At 44.8% G+C, this 15,842-nt stretch carries 14 protein-coding genes; 4 read left to right on the top strand and 10 right to left on the bottom strand.

Features of this window, described 5'->3' with window-relative positions:
- Positions 1 to 41: 41 nt before the first annotated feature.
- From lysS to xerD, 5 genes are all read right to left on the bottom strand, one after another.
- Positions 42 to 1,559 carry a lysine--tRNA ligase gene (gene lysS / locus L3V32_RS14815; RefSeq protein WP_005397328.1) on the bottom strand — a complete coding sequence of 506 codons (1,518 nt, stop codon included), beginning with the start codon at positions 1,557 to 1,559 and terminating at the stop codon, positions 42 to 44.
- Positions 1,560 to 1,593: 34 nt separating this feature from the next.
- Positions 1,594 to 2,692 (bottom strand): peptide chain release factor 2 gene (prfB, locus tag L3V32_RS14820; protein WP_100068604.1). Its coding sequence is split into 2 segments (ribosomal slippage): positions 1,594 to 2,616 and positions 2,618 to 2,692, totalling 1,098 coding nucleotides; the frame shifts between segments, so codons are not numbered across the junction.
- Positions 2,693 to 2,865: 173 nt separating this feature from the next.
- Positions 2,866 to 4,605: a single-stranded-DNA-specific exonuclease RecJ gene (gene recJ, locus L3V32_RS14825; RefSeq protein ID WP_203343007.1), complete on the bottom strand. Its 1,740-nt coding sequence runs from the start codon at positions 4,603 to 4,605 to the stop codon at positions 2,866 to 2,868.
- Between the two features lie 44 nt (positions 4,606 to 4,649).
- Entirely contained in the window at positions 4,650 to 5,438 is a 789-nt protein-coding gene (gene dsbC / locus L3V32_RS14830) for a bifunctional protein-disulfide isomerase/oxidoreductase DsbC (RefSeq protein ID WP_012842135.1), read from the bottom strand.
- 59 nt (positions 5,439 to 5,497) lie between these two features.
- Complete coding sequence (gene xerD, locus L3V32_RS14835) at positions 5,498 to 6,415, bottom strand: site-specific tyrosine recombinase XerD (RefSeq protein WP_005397336.1); 918 nt, start codon at positions 6,413 to 6,415, stop codon at positions 5,498 to 5,500.
- A 158-nt stretch (positions 6,416 to 6,573) separates the two neighbouring features.
- On the opposite strand from xerD, the gene fldB reads away from it, so the two are divergent.
- Positions 6,574 to 7,092 carry a flavodoxin FldB gene (gene fldB / locus L3V32_RS14840; protein WP_005397338.1) on the top strand — a complete coding sequence of 173 codons (519 nt, stop codon included), beginning with the start codon at positions 6,574 to 6,576 and terminating at the stop codon, positions 7,090 to 7,092.
- A gap of 85 nt (positions 7,093 to 7,177) precedes the next feature.
- Here fldB and brnQ read toward each other — a convergent pair whose 3' ends face one another.
- The gene (gene brnQ / locus L3V32_RS14845; protein WP_006742676.1) at positions 7,178 to 8,488 is read right to left on the bottom strand and encodes a branched-chain amino acid transport system II carrier protein; all 1,311 of its coding nucleotides are present in this window, start codon (positions 8,486 to 8,488) and stop codon (positions 7,178 to 7,180) included.
- 330 nt (positions 8,489 to 8,818) lie between these two features.
- Between brnQ and L3V32_RS14850 the strand changes: the two genes are divergently transcribed.
- Together L3V32_RS14850 and srmB are read left to right on the top strand one after the other, a co-directional pair.
- Positions 8,819 to 9,538: a tRNA1(Val) (adenine(37)-N6)-methyltransferase gene (locus L3V32_RS14850; protein WP_237284619.1), complete on the top strand. Its 720-nt coding sequence runs from the start codon at positions 8,819 to 8,821 to the stop codon at positions 9,536 to 9,538.
- 107 nt (positions 9,539 to 9,645) lie between these two features.
- Positions 9,646 to 10,869, top strand: a complete 1,224-nt coding sequence (gene srmB, locus L3V32_RS14855) for an ATP-dependent RNA helicase SrmB (protein ID WP_005396291.1) — start codon at positions 9,646 to 9,648, stop codon at positions 10,867 to 10,869.
- Between the two features lie 109 nt (positions 10,870 to 10,978).
- Here the strand turns inward: srmB and yaaA are convergent, their stop codons facing one another.
- Positions 10,979 to 11,755: a peroxide stress protein YaaA gene (gene yaaA / locus L3V32_RS14860; protein ID WP_005396292.1), complete on the bottom strand. Its 777-nt coding sequence runs from the start codon at positions 11,753 to 11,755 to the stop codon at positions 10,979 to 10,981.
- A 111-nt stretch (positions 11,756 to 11,866) separates the two neighbouring features.
- The gene (locus L3V32_RS14865) at positions 11,867 to 13,300 is read right to left on the bottom strand and encodes a sodium:alanine symporter family protein (RefSeq protein WP_005396293.1); all 1,434 of its coding nucleotides are present in this window, start codon (positions 13,298 to 13,300) and stop codon (positions 11,867 to 11,869) included.
- A 721-nt stretch (positions 13,301 to 14,021) separates the two neighbouring features.
- Between L3V32_RS14865 and L3V32_RS14870 the strand changes: the two genes are divergently transcribed.
- Positions 14,022 to 14,207, top strand: a complete 186-nt coding sequence (locus L3V32_RS14870; protein WP_005396294.1) for a DUF3545 family protein — start codon at positions 14,022 to 14,024, stop codon at positions 14,205 to 14,207.
- Between the two features lie 235 nt (positions 14,208 to 14,442).
- Here L3V32_RS14870 and L3V32_RS14875 read toward each other — a convergent pair whose 3' ends face one another.
- Together L3V32_RS14875 and ung are read right to left on the bottom strand one after the other, a co-directional pair.
- Positions 14,443 to 14,994, bottom strand: coding sequence for a hemerythrin domain-containing protein (locus L3V32_RS14875; protein ID WP_005396296.1), 552 nt, complete (start codon positions 14,992 to 14,994; stop codon positions 14,443 to 14,445).
- 112 nt (positions 14,995 to 15,106) lie between these two features.
- Positions 15,107 to 15,787 carry a uracil-DNA glycosylase gene (ung, locus tag L3V32_RS14880; RefSeq protein WP_005396298.1) on the bottom strand — a complete coding sequence of 227 codons (681 nt, stop codon included), beginning with the start codon at positions 15,785 to 15,787 and terminating at the stop codon, positions 15,107 to 15,109.
- Positions 15,788 to 15,842 lie beyond the last annotated feature (55 nt).

Consider the following 15,842-nt stretch of genomic DNA (forward strand, 5'->3'; position numbering starts at 1 on the left):
AAAAACCACCCGAAGGTGGTTTTTTTGATCATCCTGCCAAATTACGCTTGTGGGCGCATTGCTGGGAATAGGATCACGTCACGGATAGTGTGCGTGTTAGTCAGTAGCATAACCAGACGGTCGATACCGATACCTTGGCCTGCCGTTGGCGGTAGGCCGTGCTCTAGTGCAGTGATGTAATCTGCATCGTAGAACATGGCTTCGTCATCACCAGACTCTTTAGCTTCAACCTGTGCTTTAAAGCGCGCGTCTTGATCTTCTGCATCGTTAAGCTCTGAGAAGCCATTCGCTACTTCACGACCGCCGATGAAAAATTCAAAGCGGTCTGTAAAGAACGGGTTGTCATCGCTACGGCGAGCCAGTGGAGAGATGTCCGCTGGGTAGCCAGTGATGAACGTTGGCTGCATTAGCTTAGGTTCTGCTGTTTCACCGAAGATTTCTTCTAGAAGCTGACCACACGTCCAGAAGTCTTCTACTTCAACATGTACTGATTTCGCGATAGAAACCATCAGTTCACGGTTTTGTAGATCTTCTTCGGTTAGCGCTTGGATTTGCGCGTGATCTGGGTTGTACTGCTTGATTGCTTCAAACATGCTCATACGAGTGTAAGTGCCACCAAATTCAACCGTTTCATCACCGTAAGGCATTGATGTTGAACCTAGAACTTCTTGCGCTACCGAGCTTAGTAGTTCTTCAGTAAAGTCCATCAGATCTTTGTAATCCGCGTACGCCATGTAGAATTCCATCATAGTGAATTCTGGGTTATGACGTGGAGAAAGACCTTCGTTACGGAAGTTACGGTTAATTTCGAATACGCGATCGAAGCCACCAACCACTAGACGCTTCAGGTATAGCTCAGGTGCAATACGTAGGTACATTGGCATGTCTAGCGCGTTGTGATGCGTAATGAATGGGCGTGCACTTGCACCACCAGGGATCACGTGCATCATCGGCGTTTCTACTTCCATGAACTGTTTTGAGATCATGAAGTTACGAATTGCAGACATCACTTTAGAACGTACAATAAATGCTTTACGTGAATCTTCGTTCACAATCAGATCAACGTAACGCTGACGGTAACGCATTTCTTGGTCAGTAAGACCGTGGAACTTCTCAGGAAGTGGACGAAGTGCTTTAGTTAGCAACTCGTATTCTTCCATGTTCACGTATAGGTCACCCTTACCAGATTTGTGCAGCGCACCTTTAACACCGATGATGTCACCGATATCAAGACCTTGGTATTTCTCTTTTAGCTCTTTTTGTACGTCTTTAGCAGCGTAAGCTTGGATACGGCCAGATGTTTCTTGAATTACTAGGAATGGACCACGCTTAGCCATAATACGGCCAGCAATTGCAACCACGTGGTTAAGCTCTTCTAGCTCTTCCTTCGTCTTTTCACCGAACTCTTTTTGAAGGTCGCCCGCTAGTGCGTCACGACGGAAGTCGTTTGGGTGGCCGTTTGCTTTGCAGCTCTTTCGGATTTCATCCAGTTTAGCGCGGCGTTCAGCAATCAGCTTATTTTCTTCTAGTACAGTTTCGTTTTGAACAGCATCAGTCATTTTCGATGTATCCTGTTTTTGTCGGTGAAAAGCTTTATAGGCCTGATTTCAGGCTAGCTTCAATAAATTTGTCCAGATCGCCATCAAGAACCGCTTGAGTATTACGGTTTTCAATGCCCGTACGGAGGTCCTTAATACGTGAGTCATCCAATACGTAAGAACGGATCTGGCTACCCCAGCCAATGTCAGACTTAGCGTCTTCATTAGCTTGTTTTTCCGCGTTTTGCTTTTGCAATTCAAGCTCAAATAGCTTCGCTCGAAGCTGTTTCATTGCCTGATCTTTGTTCTTATGTTGAGAACGGTCATTCTGACACTGAACCACAGTGTTCGTTGGTACGTGCGTAATACGTACCGCAGATTCTGTGGTGTTGACGTGCTGACCACCTGCGCCTGACGCACGGTAAACGTCGATGCGTAGGTCAGAAGGATTAATGTCGATGTCGATGTTTTCATCAATCTCTGGATAGATGAACGCAGACGCAAATGACGTATGGCGACGGCCGCCTGAATCGAACGGAGATTTACGAACAAGACGATGAACGCCCGTTTCAGTGCGCAACCAACCGTACGCATACTCACCAGAGATGCGAACTGTTGCCGACTTAAGACCCGCGACTTCACCTTCAGAGACTTCAATCACTTCAGCTTTGAAGCCCTTCGCCTCTGCCCAGCGTAGGTACATACGCAGCAGCATGTTGGTCCAGTCTTGTGCTTCCGTACCACCAGAGCCAGCTTGCAAATCGATGTAGCAATCTGAACTATCATGGTCACCCGAGAACATACGACGGAATTCAAGCTTTTCTAGCTTCTCTTCCAACTCAGCAAGTTCTGGTTCAATTTCGTCAAATGTTTCTTGATCTTCTTCTTCTACAGCCAGCTCAAGAAGACCTTCTACGTCCTCTACACCTTGCTCTAGTTGATCAATAGTTTCAACAACCGCTTCTAGCGATGCACGTTCTTTACCCAGTGCTTGTGCACGTTCAGGCTCGTTCCATACATCAGGTTGTTCAAGCTCTGCGTTGACTTCTTCTAGACGCTCTTTCTTCGCGTCATAGTCAAAGATACCCCCTCAGGACATTTGTGCGCTGAGACACGTCCTGCAGACGGTTTTTAATTGGATTGATTTCAAACATGTTTACTCAACATTTTAGAATAGAATTTAACCGAGAAATTCTACTGAAAAATGTGACCGAGATACAGGAAAATTTCGGATGAGAAATCAGATTGCGGTTAGAGAGAGCACGGTCATAAAATTTTACACCCTCTTAGGGGCAACCGTACTCTATAAGAAAGGTTAATCTAGATATTACTTAGCTTCGATATGATCGATCATCAATTGCAGTGATTGATTACCACGAAATTCATTCACATCCAATTTGTAAGCTAAACGTACCGTTTTAACTGATGCATCCGGCCAGCGACGCAAATCGACATTAAATGCAATGCCGTCGATCATCACATTGGTAGGGTGACCTTTGTAAAGCGGCTCTAACATCAATTTAAGATGCTTCTCACCCACCAGCTTTTGATGTAACACTTTAAACTCACCATCAAAGATTGGTTCAGGGAAGGCTTGTCCAAAAGGGCCACCAGATCGTAGCTGTTCAGCTACATGCATAGAGAATTCTTCAGGCTTAAGTTCACCATCTGACATGATCACGCCTTTTAGCGCCGCTTCATCGAGTTCCTTTTTTACCACTTCATCAAATAAACGGCCGAAACGTTCGAAATCCTGCTCTTTAATTGTTAAGCCTGCCGCCATCGCGTGACCACCAAATTTGATGATCAAACCTGGGTTTTGCGTGTCGATGAAATCCAACGCATCACGCATGTGTAACCCCGGAATAGAACGACACGAGCCCTTAATTGTCCCTTCTCCGCCATCAGCAAATGCGATGACTGGACGGTGAAACTTCTCTTTGATGCGCGAGGCCAAAATACCAATCACACCTTGGTGCCAATCACGTTGGAACAAGGCTAAGCCATAAGGAAGCTCACTGCCTTCACCAAACTGAAGACGCTCGCAGAAAGCCATCGCTTCTTGCTTCATGCCTTCTTCAATCTCTTTACGAGTTTGGTTCAAACCATCCAGTTCACTTGCCATACGACGAGCGGCGTGAATGTTGTTACACATCAACAGTTCAACACCAAATGACATGTCATCAAGGCGACCTGCAGCATTGATACGAGGGCCTAAAGCAAAACCAAAATCGGACGCCACCAAACGACGCGCATCACGCTTCGCGACCTCAATCAATGCTTGAATGCCAGGGCGCGCTTTGCCCGCACGAATACGCTGCAGGCCTTGGTGCACAAGAATGCGGTTGTTTTCATCCAGTGGGACAACGTCAGCTACAGTGCCGAGTGCAACAAGGTCAATCAGTTCCATCAACTTAGGCTCTTGCATGCCCTGCTCAGCAAACCAATTGTGTTTTCGCATATGAACGCATAGTGCCATCATGAGATAAAACGCGACCCCGACACCAGCGAGTGCTTTAGACGGAAAATGACAGCTCTCAAGGTTTGGGTTCACCATTGCATCCACATCAGGCAACACTTGTCCCGGTAAGTGGTGGTCGGTAACGAGCACGGTAATGCCGTTTTCTTTTGCGTAACGCACGCCTTCGATTGATGACACACCGTTATCCACCGTCATGATCATCTCAGCACCAAGCTCTAATGCCTGGTCAACAACTTCAGGGCTTAACCCATAACCGTCTTCAAAACGATTCGGTACTAGGTAGTCCACATTGTGACTACCAAGCATACGCAGCGCGAGCACCGACAATGCAGAGCTCGTCGCGCCATCAGCGTCAAAATCACCGACAACGATGATGCGTTTTTGTTCTTTTATTGCCTGAAATAAAAGCTCGACAGCTTGCTCAATCCCCCCGAGTTTTTGGTAAGAATGCAAACCACGAGCTGACGTTTCTAGTTGCGCAGGATCCGTAATCCCACGGTTGATGTAGATACGTTTGAGAATCGGAGGAATGGAATCAGGAAGAAGGGAAAGATCAGGTTCAGGACGTCGTTGAATTTCTATCATGCTTGAAAAGAGCCGGCGACTTTGCCGGCTCTGCTCCTAAAGGATTATTGTTGCTTTAAACGTTTCAATAGCTCTGCAGGTGGTAGGTAACCGCCAACCATTTCGCCATTCGGTAAGAAGATCGCTGGCGTACCAGAAATTCCCAATTGGCGACCTAGATTGTAATGTGATTGGATGGTTTCTTTACACTGTTTTAAGTCTTTCGCAGGGTTATCAAACGTACGATTCACTTTCGCGTTGTGCATTGCCGACTTTGGATCTTCAGCACACCAAATCGTTGCCATTTGCTCTGCTACTGGGCCAGTAGCACCTTGGCGAGGGTAAGCCATGTAACGCACTGTAATGCCTAGATCGTTATAGCCTTGCATTTGGCTGTGCAGACGCACACAGTAACCACAAGTGATATCAGTAAATACCGTCACAGCATATTTTTCATCGTCGGCTTTGTATTCAATCATGCTATCGGAGAACTGCGCGATTTTCTCCGCATTAAGCGGCGCTTGGCGCTCTGCAATGACATCTTTGTAACTACCATCGTCATTGATGGCATAAAGCGTACCGGCGATAAAATGGCTACCATCATTTGAAGCAAACAAGATCCCACCATTAGTTTGGATTTCCAATAAACCAGCAACTTCTGATGGCTGAATATCAACGATAGATAAACCAAGCTTTGAGAACTTAGTTTTTAATGCTGCTTCATCAAAACTGCTTTGCGCAGCTGGTGCCACTTGCTGTGCAGGAGTGTCCGTTTTAGCCTGACTTTCTTCTGCACCACACGCGGTAACAAAAAATGGTAAAGTCAGCAGAGTTAGTCGGCGTAATACGCTCATGAAATTCACCTTAATATAAAATCGTTTTTCCAAGAAGACATGGATGAATCTAACCATTGTTATGCTCTTGGGTGGTGTTGACTGTGGATCTGCTTCAATCGTTCAGTCGCCACGTGAGTATAAATTTGCGTGGTCGATAAGTCACTATGTCCTAATAGCATCTGTACGACCCTGAGATCTGCGCCATAGTTCAATAAATGCGTGGCAAAGGCATGACGCAGTACGTGCGGCGACAGCTGTTCAGTGTCAATCCCTGCTATCAAAGCATAGTACTTAATACGATGCCAAAACGTCTGACGAGTCATTTGCCTTGCGCGTTTGCTAGGAAAAACAATATCAGATGATGTATCACCAAGTAACGCAGGACGCCCTTGTTGAATAAACGTCTCGATCCAATCTACCGCGTTCTCCCCCATTGGCACTAAGCGCTCTTTACCGCCTTTACCTGTGACACGTACAACTCCTTGACGCAAACTAATGTTTTCCATAGTTAAACTGACCAATTCCGTCACACGCAAACCAGTCGCATACAATAGTTCCAGCATCGCTTTATCCCGCAATTCCACAGGATCATTCGGGTCTGGCGCTTCGAGCAAGGCGTCCACTTGCTCTTCACTAATATCTTTGGGCAAGCGTTGTGGCAGTTTAGGACTGACCAAGAGCGCACTCGGATCATCAGCACGTACTTTCTCACGATGCAGATATTGGAATAAACGGCGAATTGCCGACAACATACGCGCACGGGACGTCTGCTTGTAATCCAAGTCTACAAGGTAGCTTTGGTATTCTTGCAAGCCAGACAAACTAATGAAATCAAGACGGTAGCGATGTTTCTCCATCCACGTGAGCAGCTTCATCAAATCATTTCTATAGGAAGCCAGCGTGTTCTCTGATAGCCCACGCTCCATCCACATCGCATCTAAGAATTGCTCAACAAGCGAAAAATCTTGTTGATTGACAGGCTGTTGTGCCGTCATGAACGCTTCCTTATCTGTTTATATTTACAGTATTTAGATTAAGGCACCTGCCGATCCAATACCATAAAAAAATCATCCCGCTTAGGATATTCGCTGCAATCTTCCTCAATTTATGGTTAGAATCTTCCACAACAGCAACACAAATAACGATGAATATAATGAAAATCGGACTCTTTTACGGCTCAACGACCTGCTACACCGAAATGGCAGCAGAGAAAATTCGTACCATTATTGGTGAAGACCTTGTCGACATTCACAATGTGAAAGAGACACCGTTATCACTAATGGCGGACTACGACTTATTACTCCTTGGCATCTCAACTTGGGACTTTGGTGAAATTCAAGAAGATTGGAACGCGATTTGGCAAGACATCGCAACAACACCATTAAAAGGTAAAGTTGTCGCGCTGTTTGGTCTGGGTGACCAAGAAGGCTACGGTGAGTGGTATTTGGACGCGATGGGCTTACTTCACGATGAATTACAAGCGACCGGCGCAACCTTTATCGGTTACTGGCCAAATGAAGGCTACGAATTTGAAGCATCGAAAGCACTGATTGAAGATGGCAGCAAGTTTGTTGGACTAGCGTTAGATGAAGACTCGCAGTACGAACTGAGTGATGAGCGCATCGAAAAATGGTGTGAACAAGTTCTTGTAGAGTTCCACGACACACTTTAATAGTGTGAACGCTTCAAAGATAAAAAATAAAAAGCCCGATTAAGTCATTCATCGGGCTTTTTAATATCTTGATAGTGCGAAGTTATTACGCTGTTTCTTGTGCTAGCTCTGGACGAGGTTTCGCGATGAAGAACATGCACACGATAGCCGCAAATGTTGGAAGCACCCAACCCATGCCCACTTCGAATAGTGGCAGCATGTTAAACGCAGAAACATCAACACCCGATACTTTTGCCGCGTCAACCAACGCAAACAGCAGAGATACAAGCAGTACCGCGCGGTAAGCAAAACGTGGATTTGGCAGTTTGCTGCGTACAAATGTTAGTGCAACCAACGCAATCGCCACAGGGTACAGCGCAAACAATACTGGCACTGACAGAGAAATCAGTTGTGCAAGGCCGACATTCGCAACCAACGCACAAACAGAACCGTTAATAAGTACCCATTGCTTGTATGACAGTGGCGTTTTCGAGCTGAAGAAGTCAGAACACGCAGAAATCAAGCCAATAGCCGTTGTCAAACACGCTAGTAATACAATGACAGACAGAACGATTTGACCGTATGGACCAAACAGCGCTTGAACGTATTGGCTAAGTACCAGACCACCGTTATCTGCACCAGCAGCAACAGTTGCACTCGTCGCGCCCAAGTAGAATAGTGAGATGTAAACAAACGCAAGACCGGCAGCGGCAATACAACCTGCATAGATTAGATACTTAGTGGTTGCAGAACGCTCAGTAATGCCTTTACCGCGCAGTGCATCAACCATCAGCATGCCAAACATCAATGACGCGAACGTATCCATTGTGTTGTAGCCTTCTAGGAAGCCTTTGGTCAGTGGTTGCGTTAAGTACTCACCGTGCGCGCCCAGCATGTCACCTTGAGGATCAATAAATACCGCGACAGCAAGAATGATCAAACCCACGAACAATGCCGGCGTTAGTACTTTACCGATAAGATCAATCAAACGGCCTTGGAACCATGAGAACATCATCGCCGCAATAAAGAAGATCACTGAAAATGCAGTGAGATGCGTTTGTGACGCTTCAAGGAAGAAAGGTTTCACCGCCATCTCGTAAGCCACTAGGCCAGTACGAGGCGCAGCAAACGCAGGACCGATGATGATGAAGATCAACGCAGCCATAATAACCGCTGCTTTTTTCGGAAGGTCTTGCGTTAAGTGATCCCAAGAACCACCAGCAACAGCAATAGCAACGATAGTAATAAGAGGTAGACCTACCGCTGTTAGCAAGAAACCAAACATCGCTGGCATTAAGTTTTCACCGGCTAGCTGACCCGCTAGAGGTGGAAAGATGATATTACCAGCACCTAAAAAGAACGCAAATAGCATAAAGCCTACTGCGATAATATCTGTTAGTTTTAACGTCTGCTTCACAGATAACCCTTGTCTTTTAATTAATGAATGTTGTGTATGCTTAGACCACTTTTTGTATACCTAAAGTCAATAAGTACACGTGGTTCAATCTATAAAATTTTCGCCGCATAATGACGAAAGACTCATCATTTGGCAACCTTTAAGAAAAAAACACCATATTAATTTAGCTTTCAAACTTAAAAGCAGTGGATATAACCAGTTCTAAACAACAGACCAGTTCTTTATCTCGATCAATTAACAATACAATTTAATAACCAACAAAACAACAATCTATACAATTAAGAAACAATAGAGAAATTCACTTAATTATTGAGCAAACATAAAACAATCATGAAGAGCAAAAAACTGAAAACTAAAGGCTTCAATTTTAAGCAATTTTGTATTGAGGGCGGCGAGAGTGGTATGCCCGTCAGCACTGATGGGGTCATGCTTGGTGCTTGGATTCAAAGCCCGAACAACACTCAAATTCTCGATATTGGCACTGGCACCGGGTTGCTTGCCCTGATGTGTGCCCAACGCTTTACAGAAGCTCAAATAACCGCGGTCGATATTGAATTAACAGCTATTGAAGCTGCGCAAAAAAATGTAGTTCAGTCGCCTTGGTCAGATCGTGTGAGTGTGCATCATTCCGACATACTAGACTTTACGCCGACGCATCCATTCCAACGCATCATTTGTAATCCGCCCTACTTCAACAGCGGCGAGCAATCGAAACACAGTCAACGTGCAGCCGCGAGGCACACTGATACGCTACGCCACAACGCATTGCTACAACGTTGCTATCAGTTGCTTGATGAACAAGGGAAAGCTAATTTTGTGTTACCAATCACCGAAGGCGAACGGTTTATTGAACTAGCATTACACCAAGGTTGGCATCTATCGCGAGTCTGTCGTGTACAGCCATCAGAAAAGAAATCGGTACATCGACTGTTATTTGAACTGGCGAAGCAGCCTTGCGATACTCAAGAATCACATTTAATAATTCATTCGCATGACGGTTACAGTGACGATTTCGTCCAATTAACCCGCGAGTTTTATCTTAAGATGTGAAATAACATGTGATCCTTATCACCAATCACTTTATAATGTGCGACCTTTTTGTATTCTATGCTGTTGTGGCGAACCATTAACCAAGCTTTGCTTGTGGAGAACTCATTGTGATCAGAACCTTTGCTGAACTTGATCTAGACCAAAACCTACTTGAAGCCATTGAAGAGATGGGTTATGAACGCCCAACAAAAATTCAGGCAGAAGCGATTCCACAAGCGTTGGATGGTCGTGACATTCTAGCGTCAGCGCCAACAGGTACTGGTAAAACGGCAGCCTTCGTTCTGCCAGCATTGCAATACTTGCAAGACTTCCCTCGTCGCAAGCCTGGACCTGCGCGTATTTTGATCCTAACGCCGACGCGCGAATTGGCGATGCAAATTGCCGATCAAGCACGAGCTTTGGCAAAAAACACTAAACTGAACATTTTCACCATCACAGGTGGTGTTCAATACCAAGAGCACGCCGATATCCTTGCGACAACACAAGACATTGTGGTTGCAACGCCTGGCCGTTTAAAAGAATACATTGATGCAGAGCGTTTTGATTGCCGTGCGATTGAATGGTTAATTCTGGATGAAGCAGACCGTATGCTAGACATGGGTTTTGCTCCTACTGTTGATCGTCTATCTAACGAGTGCCGCTGGCGTAAACAAACCCTTCTGTTCTCAGCAACTTTAGAGGGTAAAGGCGTAGAAGGCTTTACCGCTGATCTGTTGAATGACCCAGCAGAAATTGATGCAAAATCGCCACTGCGTGAGCGTAAGAAGATTGCTCAGTGGTACCACCGTGCTGATGATGCAGAACACAAGCTTGAATTACTAAAACACATTATTACTCAGCAAGCAGAACGCACCATCGTCTTCTTGAAGACACGTGAGCGTTTGGCAGAGCTACGAGCGCAGCTTGAGAGCGCACAGATTCCATGTTCTTGGATTCAAGGTGAAATGCCTCAAGATCGTCGTAACAATGCGATTTCTCGCTTCCGCGATGGTACTGTGAACGTGCTGCTCGCGACGGACGTTGCTGCGCGTGGTATCGATCTTCCAGATGTATCACACGTTATCAACTACGACATGCCACGCACGGCTGATGTTTACCTTCACCGTATTGGCCGTACGGCTCGTGCGGGTAAGAAAGGTAACGCTATCTCTATCGTAGAAGCGCACGACCAACCAATGATGGATCGCGTTGCACGTTACGTGAAAGAAGACATCAAAGAGCGTTTCGTAAAAGAGATGCGTCCGAAACACAAAAAACCTGTGTTTAAGAAGAAAAAGAAAAAAGAAGACAAGAAGAAGCCAGCGAAAAAGAAAACCGCTAAGAAGAAGTAATCTTGTTGGGGCGAAATAGCCTAAGCTAAAACATAACAAAGGGTTGGCACTGCCAACCCTTTTTCGTTTGTGTTTATTGAGATTAACGTAGACTACGTCTCAATCAGTTTTAGTTTTGCTCTTCGCGTTTAAATACTAACTCTGTTGGTGTCGATTCATCTTCAACAAAGTAGTAACCCGCCGTATCAAACTTAGTCAGGTCTGCCACACTCTCAATACGGTTTTCGATGATGTAACGCGCCATCATGCCGCGCGCTTTCTTCGCGTAGAAGCTGATGACCTTGTATTGGCCATTCTTACAATCTTTGAATACTGGCGTGATCACTTGCGCATCTAAATTCTTTGGCTTCACCGCTTTAAAGTATTCATTTGATGCAAGGTTGATAAGGACGTTATCACCTTGAGCAGAAATCGCTTCGTTAAGCTTGTCCGTAATAACATTGCCCCAAAACTGGTACAAGTTCGTACCTTTGTCGTTTGCAAGCTTGGTACCCATTTCAAGACGGTATGGCTGCATCAAATCAAGTGGTTTTAGTAAACCATAAAGACCCGATAGCATACGCAGATGATCTTGAGCATATTCGAAGTCCGCTTCAGATAAACTTTCGGCGTCTAGCCCTGTGTAAACGTCACCTTTAAATGCAAGAATGGCTTGTCGTGAGTTTTCCGTGGTAAACGTTTCACTCCACTCTTGGAATCGGCCCACATTTAAATCGGCAATCTTGTCGCTCACTTTCATTAAAGAGGCAACATCAGCAGGAGTCAGTTTGCGGCAAACATCGATAAGCTCTTTTGAGTATTCGACCAACTCAGGTTGAGTAAATTTTTCTGTCGCTAACGGAGACTCGTAATCAAGAGTCTTCGCTGGAGAAACTACGATAAGCATGACTTTCCCTTCTCTAATTTTGTTTTTTAATAGGGTACAAAAAAAGCCATGCATTGTCTGCATGGCTTTTTACATCGTACTAATAGCTTTCAACTATGAGTGATAGCTCACTTAGTCTTTTTTATCGTTGTACCAAATGCCTTCTTCAAGCTGAGATTTCAGCTCAGGGAAGTCATTCGCATCAAACGTTGGTACTTTACCTTCACCAAGTTGGCGGTTGTAATCTTTTGCTAGCTTAATCACGATGCCAGATAGCAAGATGATTGCCACCAAGTTGACTATCGCCATCAGCCCCATCGAAACATCAGCAAGTGACCATACGACTGGGAGCGAAGCAAGTGCACCAAACATCACCATACCAAGAACAACAACGCGGAAAATGCTTAGGCCCGCCTTATGGTTGTGCTCTAGGAAGATTAGGTTCGTTTCAGCGTACGAGTAGTTCGCGATGATTGATGTAAATGCAAAGAAGAAGATTGCCACGGCAACAAAGATGCCACCCCAATCACCAACTTGCGAGCTCAATGCACGCTGAGTTAGCTCGATACCCGTCACTTCTGTTGCTTGACCGACATACTCACCTGACATCAGGATGATAGCCACTGTCGCTGAACAGATAACGATCGTATCCATAAATACACCTAGCATCTGAACATAACCTTGAGATGCAGGGTGTGGTGGGTAAGGCGTTGCTGAAGCCGCCGCGTTTGGCGCAGAACCCATACCCGCTTCGTTCGAGAATAGACCGCGTTTAATACCGTTAATCATTGCCTGTGCAATCGCGTAGCCAAGACCACCAGCCGCCGCTTCTTGCAGACCAAATGCGCTCTTAAAGATAAGCATTAATACATCAGGTAGCTTCTCTAGATTAGAGAACATGATGAACAGTGCTAGAGCCAAGTAAAGCAGCGCCATGATCGGAACGATCATCTCTGCGACTTTTGCGATACGCTTGATACCACCGAAAATTACAATCGCAGACAGTACTACAACCGCGATACCAACGTACAGGTCACTCCAACCAAATGCGGTGCTCATTGCATTTGCAATTGAGTTAGCTTGTACAGCGTTGAATACCAAACCAAAAGCGATGATTAGGAAAACTGAGAACAATACGCCCATCCAACGCATGCCTAGGCCTTTTTCCATGTAGTAGGCAGGACCACCACGGTAGTTGCCATCATCATCTTTGGTTTTGTATAGCTGCGCCAGAGTACTCTCTGCAAACGACGTTGCCATACCAAGCATTGCGATCAGCCACATCCAGAAGATCGCGCCAGGACCACCTGCAGTCAATGCAACTGCAACGCCCGCCATGTTACCTGTACCAACACGTGCAGCAAGACTAGTACAAAGCGCTTGGAAAGAAGAAATACCAGCTTTGTCTGCTTTACGACTGTTCTTAAGAACAGAGAACATGTGGCCGAAATGGCGGAACTGAATGAACCCTAATCGAACGGTGAAGTAAATACCAACACCAACAAGAAGATAAACCAGAATCGAACCCCAAAGGAGATCGTTCATCAAATTGATTAAGTCTGTCATGTGTACCTCAAAGTGAGTTGCGCCGGTCTATGCGTCCAAGCCATCCACCAAATTGCCTGCTAAGTGTCAAAGTGTGCTTAGCTTTTTAAGTAATGTTTATGGGCAATCTAGAATCGTAAACGTCGCTTCATGCATCCATTTTACGTACCAGCGTATTTTTTGACGGGCGGATAATGCAACCTAGGAGCGCAAAAATCAATATGCAATCATGATAATAACATTGTTATTTTTCACTATAAAGTCACCAAAAAATAACATAATTGGAAGACTTAACACCCATAAACCGCAACATTTCAATTACCAAATGCCAACATAAATAATTATCGCCCACCAAACAGAACGGAGACCCATATAATTAAGACCAAGCTAGTATTCACAAGGTGTTACATAAATTTGCTCTAGTGCCTTACCATCTAATTGAACACTATTTCATCAAACTGGTTTTATGCAACTTTGACCTTTGCACTGTCTCCCCACTCGCCAAATCGAATTAACATTGAAAATCTCTCTATTTAATCGTTTTCTTGAGATCGTTTGTGCATTTTTTAGCCACCACATAGCCATGAAAAGTGTGATTTTGAGAATATTTTTGCACGAAAATGTCATGCTACCGACACAAATGCGAAATATATCATGGTTATTCTCACGGCTATTGTGGTACTTAAAAAACTCCACAAGGACTGGTTACAACAGTTTAGCTTAAGAAAGGTAAAGGTGGCTTATGGAAGGCTTTCAACTAGATGACATTTTTAATCTGGATACTACCTCAACAACCAAATCTCGTGCCAAACCAGTAAAGCGAAAGTGGCGTGAAATAGAAGAGATGAACGACAGGCGCAATTTGCTTAAAGAGCTACGCGAACTTGATGCCTGTACCGACTACAACTTGGAAGACATTAAACTCTAATTCAAACAAAAGGCACCTTAAGGGTGCCTTTTGTTTTTGTTTACAGTAACGGGTAAACGACTTGAGTTTAAGCGCCAGGATTTGAGTATGAGTACCGTTATTACTCAATAAGAATTTTCCTGTCTTTGGGTCGAGAAGCGCAAACGATAAATTTACGTCCAATTCTCAATAAATAAGAAATGCAGCTAACAAACCCGAGTGATACTTTCGCTCGCTCAGGTTTTATCGCACACACTTAAACATACTCAGCATCACTTTGACGCACACGTTCAGCTAACTGTTTATAACGATCGGCAATGGTGTCACCAAAAACTGGGTCATCTTCACTGACGCTCCATAAGCTTTCAACATGCTGCCAATCCTCGGTAGTGAACAGCTCCTCAATGAGAGGCAGGATTTTTCGCTCCTCTAACTCCAAGTGGCGTCTTTGTGATTCAATGAAGTCCTCTAGGTGGGCCACAAACATGTCTTGAGGCACAACAGCATCCTGCAGGATCATCTCTATCAAGGAAGCAAACTCTTTGGTTTTACTTGCTAGCTCTTGGTGTTCTTTCTCTAAGTTTTCCATGGTCTGTTGCTTACCATAGTGCTCAAGAAAGTGGTGATAGAGAATATCTTCTTTCGGATGGTGAACTTTTTCTGAATGATTAGAGAGGTAATCAACTATCTCGCTTACTAATGCGTAGTTGATCGCACGTTCTTCTTTTATCTCATTAAGTTTATGGCGCAGTATCGCCAACAGACGAACCATATAGCCGTGTTCGCGTCGAATTCTTTCGATCATCATAGCGTCTCTCCTTAACACCTACTTTTAATAAGTGTACATGAGAAATTTGCCATCAGCCTCGAGCGTGCTCAAAAAAACAGCGATAATGGCAGCATTATCGCTGTCTCTTCTTTTATACAGTTAATGGCAAATGCCAGTTGATTGGTGCTTTTCCTTGCGAGGCAAGTAACTGGTTTGCTTGAGAGAAATGCTTACAACCAAAAAAACCTCGGTGTGCTGAGAGTGGTGATGGATGTGGTGCGGCTAACACATGATGTTTATTGCGATCAATAAAGCGCCCTTTCTTCTGAGCGTGAGAGCCCCACAATAAAAACACCACGCCTTCCTGATGCTGGTTTATCGCTTCAATCACTCGGTCAGTGAACGTTTCCCACCCCGTTTTTGAATGTGAATGCGCTTTACCTTGCTCAACCGTCAATACCGTATTGAGCAACAATACACCTTGCTCTGCCCAACTTTGTAAGAATCCATGCTGAGGGATCTGGAACCCTTCAATATCTTGAGCCAGCTCTTTATACATATTAACGAGTGATGGTGGCGTTTTGATTCCAGGAAGAACGGAAAAGCACAAACCATGCGCCTGATTTGGACCATGGTATGGGTCTTGTCCCAGAATCACTACTTTAACATCGTTAAACTCGGTAAATCGAAACGCATTAAAGACATCTTTCGCTGGCGGAAAAATCGCTTTGCCTGCGGCGCGTTCTGCTTCTACAAAATTCAAAGTGTCTACAAAGTAGCTCTGTTTTTTCTCTTCGCCGATCACATCGTGCCAAGTGGGTGACTGATTCATGGAAAGTTCCTGTCCTAAATTTTGCTTCTATTCTAACGAGCGAAACCCAAACAAA

This window comes from Vibrio sp. J2-4, assembly GCF_021728155.1.
Classification (GTDB): domain Bacteria; phylum Pseudomonadota; class Gammaproteobacteria; order Enterobacterales; family Vibrionaceae; genus Vibrio; species Vibrio diabolicus.

Excerpts from the sequence above, each read along its gene's own strand:
- lysS (WP_005397328.1), bottom strand. The coding sequence starts at position 1,559 with ATGACTGATGCTGTTCAAAACGAAACTGTACTAGAAGAAAATAAGCTG.
- recJ (WP_203343007.1), bottom strand. The coding sequence starts at position 4,605 with ATGATAGAAATTCAACGACGTCCTGAACCTGATCTTTCCCTTCTTCCT.
- dsbC (WP_012842135.1), bottom strand. The coding sequence starts at position 5,438 with ATGAGCGTATTACGCCGACTAACTCTGCTGACTTTACCATTTTTTGTT.
- xerD (WP_005397336.1), bottom strand. The coding sequence starts at position 6,415 with ATGACGGCACAACAGCCTGTCAATCAACAAGATTTTTCGCTTGTTGAG.
- fldB (WP_005397338.1), top strand. The coding sequence starts at position 6,574 with ATGAAAATCGGACTCTTTTACGGCTCAACGACCTGCTACACCGAAATG.
- L3V32_RS14850 (WP_237284619.1), top strand. The coding sequence starts at position 8,819 with ATGAAGAGCAAAAAACTGAAAACTAAAGGCTTCAATTTTAAGCAATTT.
- yaaA (WP_005396292.1), bottom strand. The coding sequence starts at position 11,755 with ATGCTTATCGTAGTTTCTCCAGCGAAGACTCTTGATTACGAGTCTCCG.
- L3V32_RS14865 (WP_005396293.1), bottom strand. The coding sequence starts at position 13,300 with ATGACAGACTTAATCAATTTGATGAACGATCTCCTTTGGGGTTCGATT.
- L3V32_RS14870 (WP_005396294.1), top strand. The coding sequence starts at position 14,022 with ATGGAAGGCTTTCAACTAGATGACATTTTTAATCTGGATACTACCTCA.
- L3V32_RS14875 (WP_005396296.1), bottom strand. The coding sequence starts at position 14,994 with ATGATGATCGAAAGAATTCGACGCGAACACGGCTATATGGTTCGTCTG.
- ung (WP_005396298.1), bottom strand. The coding sequence starts at position 15,787 with ATGAATCAGTCACCCACTTGGCACGATGTGATCGGCGAAGAGAAAAAA.